The sequence below is a fragment of the Stenotrophomonas sp. PS02289 genome, assembly GCF_029960115.1.
GTDB lineage: Bacteria > Pseudomonadota > Gammaproteobacteria > Xanthomonadales > Xanthomonadaceae > Stenotrophomonas.
Map to the genome: position 1 here is coordinate 1 of NZ_JASCOZ010000268.1, position 3,740 is coordinate 3,740.

At 66.6% G+C, this 3,740-nt stretch carries 2 protein-coding genes; one reads left to right on the forward strand and one right to left on the reverse strand.

Annotated elements, in window-relative coordinates:
• Nucleotides 1-115 precede the first annotated feature (115 nt).
• Nucleotides 116-1,087, reverse strand: a complete 972-nt coding sequence (gene trxB, locus QMX83_RS20705; RefSeq protein WP_282298507.1) for a thioredoxin-disulfide reductase — start codon at nt 1,085-1,087, stop codon at nt 116-118.
• Between the two features lie 186 nt (nt 1,088-1,273).
• Between trxB and QMX83_RS20710 the strand changes: the two genes are divergently transcribed.
• Nucleotides 1,274-3,646 (forward strand): DNA translocase FtsK, encoded by a 2,373-nt coding sequence (locus QMX83_RS20710; protein ID WP_282298508.1) that lies wholly within the window; start codon nt 1,274-1,276, stop codon nt 3,644-3,646.
• The last annotated feature ends 94 nt before the right edge of the window (nt 3,647-3,740 follow it).

The following is a 3,740-nucleotide window of genomic DNA, read 5'->3' on the forward strand; positions in this document are numbered from 1 at the left end:
CCTGCAGCCAACCTGGGGGGGGCAAGGCTTACGAATGGGGGGGGTCCGAGCTAGGCGGCTTTCAGCCCGGGCGCAGCAGCCCCCGGCGCGCGTTACCGCGCGCCGGAGGTCGGTATCAGGCCAGGGCGCCCTTGGCGTCGAGGTAACGCTCGGCGTCCAGTGCGGCCATGCAGCCGAAGCCGGCCGAGGTGATCGCCTGGCGGTAGTGCTGGTCAGCCACGTCGCCTGCGGCGAACACACCTTCCACCGAGGTCTGGGTGGCGTTGCCGCCCAGGCCCGAGCGGATCTCCAGATAGCCGTTGTTCATTGCCAGCTGGCCGTCGAACAGGGCGGTGTTGGGGTGGTGGCCGATGGCCACGAAGAAGCCGTGCGCGGAGATGTCGCGGGTGCTGCCGTCCTGGGTCGACTTGACCCGGACGCCGGTCACCCCGGCCTCGTCGCCGAGCACTTCGTCCACGGTGTGGTGCCACACGGTCTCGATCTTGCCGGCGGCGACCTTGGCGAACAGCTTGTCCTGCATGATCTTTTCCGCCTTCAAGGTGTCACGGCGGTGCACCAGGTAGACCTTGCGGGCGATGTTGGACAGGTACAGCGCCTCTTCCACGGCGGTGTTGCCGCCGCCGACCACGACCACGTCCTGGTCACGGTAGAAGAAGCCGTCGCAGGTGGCGCAGGCGGACACGCCGCGGCCCTTGAAGGTTTCCTCAGTGGGGATGCCCAGATACTTGGCGGTCGCGCCGGTGGCGACGATCAGGGCGTCACAGGTGTACTCGGCGCTGTCGCCGATCAGGCGGAACGGGCGCTGGGACAGGTCGGCGGTATGGATGTGGTCGAAGATGACCTCGGTCTCGAAGCGCTCGGCGTGTGCCTGCATGCGGGTCATCAGGTCCGGGCCCATCAGGCCGTGGGCGTCGCCCGGCCAGTTGTCCACTTCGGTGGTCGTCATCAGCTGGCCGCCCTGCTGCAGGCCGGTGATGACCACCGGCTTCAGGTTGGCACGGGCGGCGTACACGGCGGCGGTCCAGCCGGCCGGGCCGGAACCCAGGATGACCAGCTTCTGATGACGGGAAGGCTTGGAATTGCTCATGTAGACTCGCGTAGAGAAGGGTGGGGCGGGGTGCCGACAGCGATTGCCGGTGCCCATGTTCACGCCATAGAGTGGCGGCACAGGCGGGGCGATTCAAGGCGACCGGTAGAACGCGGCAACCTGAAAATTGAGCCGCAGTCGTTTATTATCAAGCACTAACAGTGCATTCCCAAGGTCTGGTCTAAGGTGGCGAAACAGGTCCCGGAGCGATCCAAGTCAACTGACAGCAAGGCGTCTTCGCGCTGGGCTGCGCCTGCGCCTGCGCCGGCAGCGGAGAATCCGCGCCGCCAGCGCCTGTGGCGCGACCTGGGGCTGATCGCCATCGCCCCAGCGCTGCTGTATCTGGTCGCCAGTCTGTTCACCTACTCGGCGTCCGACCCGGGCTGGTCGCACACCGGCAGCGTGGTCGCGCCCATCCACAACATGGGCGGTCGGGTCGGGGCCTGGGTCGCCGACGTACTGCTGCAGCTGTTTGGCTACATGGCCTTCGTGCTCCCGATCGTGCTGGGCGCGCTGGCCTGGTTTGCGATGTTCGGGCTCAAGCGCGAGAACACCTCCGAGCATGACCTGGACCCGGCGCTGCGGCTGGTCGGGCTGGTGGGCTTCCTGATCGCCGGTACCGGCTTCCTGCACGTGCGCCTGTTCACCGGTGACGTCGGCCATGCGGGCGGCATTCTGGGCCGGCTGGTCGGCAACTCGCTGAGCGCCGGCTTTGGTGCCTTGGGCGCGAACCTGTTCGTACTGGTGCTGCTGCTGGCCTCGATCACCCTGGCCACCGGCCTGTCGTGGTTTGCCGTGATGGAAAAAATCGGCCGGGCGATCCTGGCCATTCCGCCGCTGCTGGACCGCAAAAAGGAACAGGCCAGCGAGTGGCAGCAGACCCGCGCCATGCGCGTGGAACGCCAGGAAGTGCGCAAGGTCGACGCCGAAGTCCGCGCCAAGCGTGAGCCGGTCAAGATCGAGCCGCGCCCCGAGCCGGTGCTGGAGAAGAGCGACCGCGCCAAGCGCGAAACCCAGATTCCGATGTTCCGCGGCGTCAATGGCGACGGTTCGGACCTGCCGCCGCTGGCGCTGCTGGACGATCCCAAGCCGCAGCCCAAGGGCTATGACGAGGAAACCCTGGAAACCCTGTCGCGCCAGATCGAGTTCAAGCTGAAGGACTTCCGGATCGAGGCGCAGGTGGTCGGGGCCTACCCGGGTCCGGTGATCACCCGTTTCGAGATCGAGCCGGCTCCCGGCGTGAAGGTCAGCCAGATCAGCTCGCTGGACAAGGACATCGCCCGCGGCCTGTCGGTGAAGTCGGTGCGTGTGGTCGATGTGATCCCGGGCAAGTCGGTGGTGGGTCTGGAGATCCCCAACGTCACCCGCGAAATGATCTACCTGTCCGAACTGCTGCGCTCGAAGGAGTACGACAAGTCGGCCAGCGTGCTGACCCTGGCCCTGGGCAAGGACATTGCCGGGCGCCCGACCGTGGCCGACCTGGCGCGCATGCCGCACCTGCTGGTCGCCGGTACCACCGGCTCGGGCAAGTCGGTGGCGGTCAACGCGATGGTGCTGAGCCTGCTGTACAAAGCCTCGCCGAAAGACCTGCGGATGCTGATGATCGACCCGAAGATGCTGGAGCTCAGCGTCTACCAGGGCATTCCGCATCTGCTGGCCCCGGTCGTCACCGACATGAAGGAGGCCGCCAACGGTCTGCGCTGGTGCGTGGCGGAAATGGAGCGCCGCTACAAGCTGATGAGCGCCGTCGGCGTGCGTAACCTGGCCGGCTTCAACAAGAAGGTGAAGGACGCCGAAGACGCGGGTCAGCCGTTGATGGACCCGTTGTTCAAGCCCAATCCGGAGCTGGGCGAAGCCCCGCGCCCGCTCGAAGCCTTGCCGTTCATTGTCATCTTCATCGACGAATTCGCCGACATGATGATGATCGTCGGCAAGAAGGTCGAAGAACTGATCGCCCGCCTCGCACAGAAGGCGCGCGCCGCCGGCATCCACCTGATCCTGGCCACCCAGCGTCCGTCGGTGGACGTGATTACCGGCCTGATCAAGGCCAATATTCCGACCCGTATCGGCTTCCAGGTCAGCTCGAAGATCGACTCACGCACCATCCTCGACCAGTCGGGCGCGGAAACCCTGCTCGGCCACGGCGACATGCTGTACCTGCCGCCGGGTACCGCGCTGCCGGATCGTGTGCACGGCGCGTTCGTTTCCGACGAAGAAGTGCACCGCGTGGTGGAGCATCTCAAGGCCAGTGGCCCCGCCGACTACATCAGCGGTGTGCTGGACGAAGTGCAGGTCATGGGCGATGGCGTGGTGGTCGGCCCCGGCGGCCTGCCCGAAGCCAGCGCCGGTGCGGGTGATGAATCCGACCCGCTCTACGACGAGGCCCTGCGCATCGTGACCGAAACCCGCCGGGCGTCCATTTCCGGTGTGCAGCGCCGCCTGAAGATCGGTTACAACCGCGCCGCGCGCCTGATCGAGGCCATGGAAATGGCCGGTGTGGTCAGCCCGCCCGAACACAACGGCGACCGCAGCGTGCTCGCCCCGCCGCCCCCCAAGTAAGCAGCCGGTTGCGCTCGATCGCAACCGACCTCTCCGGTAGCGCCGGCCGTTGGCCGGCCCTCGGTCCTCCAAGGAATCCCGATGACGCTGAAGC

Bases quoted from the DNA above. Each gene is read 5' to 3' on its own strand.
- trxB (WP_282298507.1), bottom strand. From the start codon at position 1,087: ATGAGCAATTCCAAGCCTTCCCGTCATCAGAAGCTGGTCATCCTGGGT.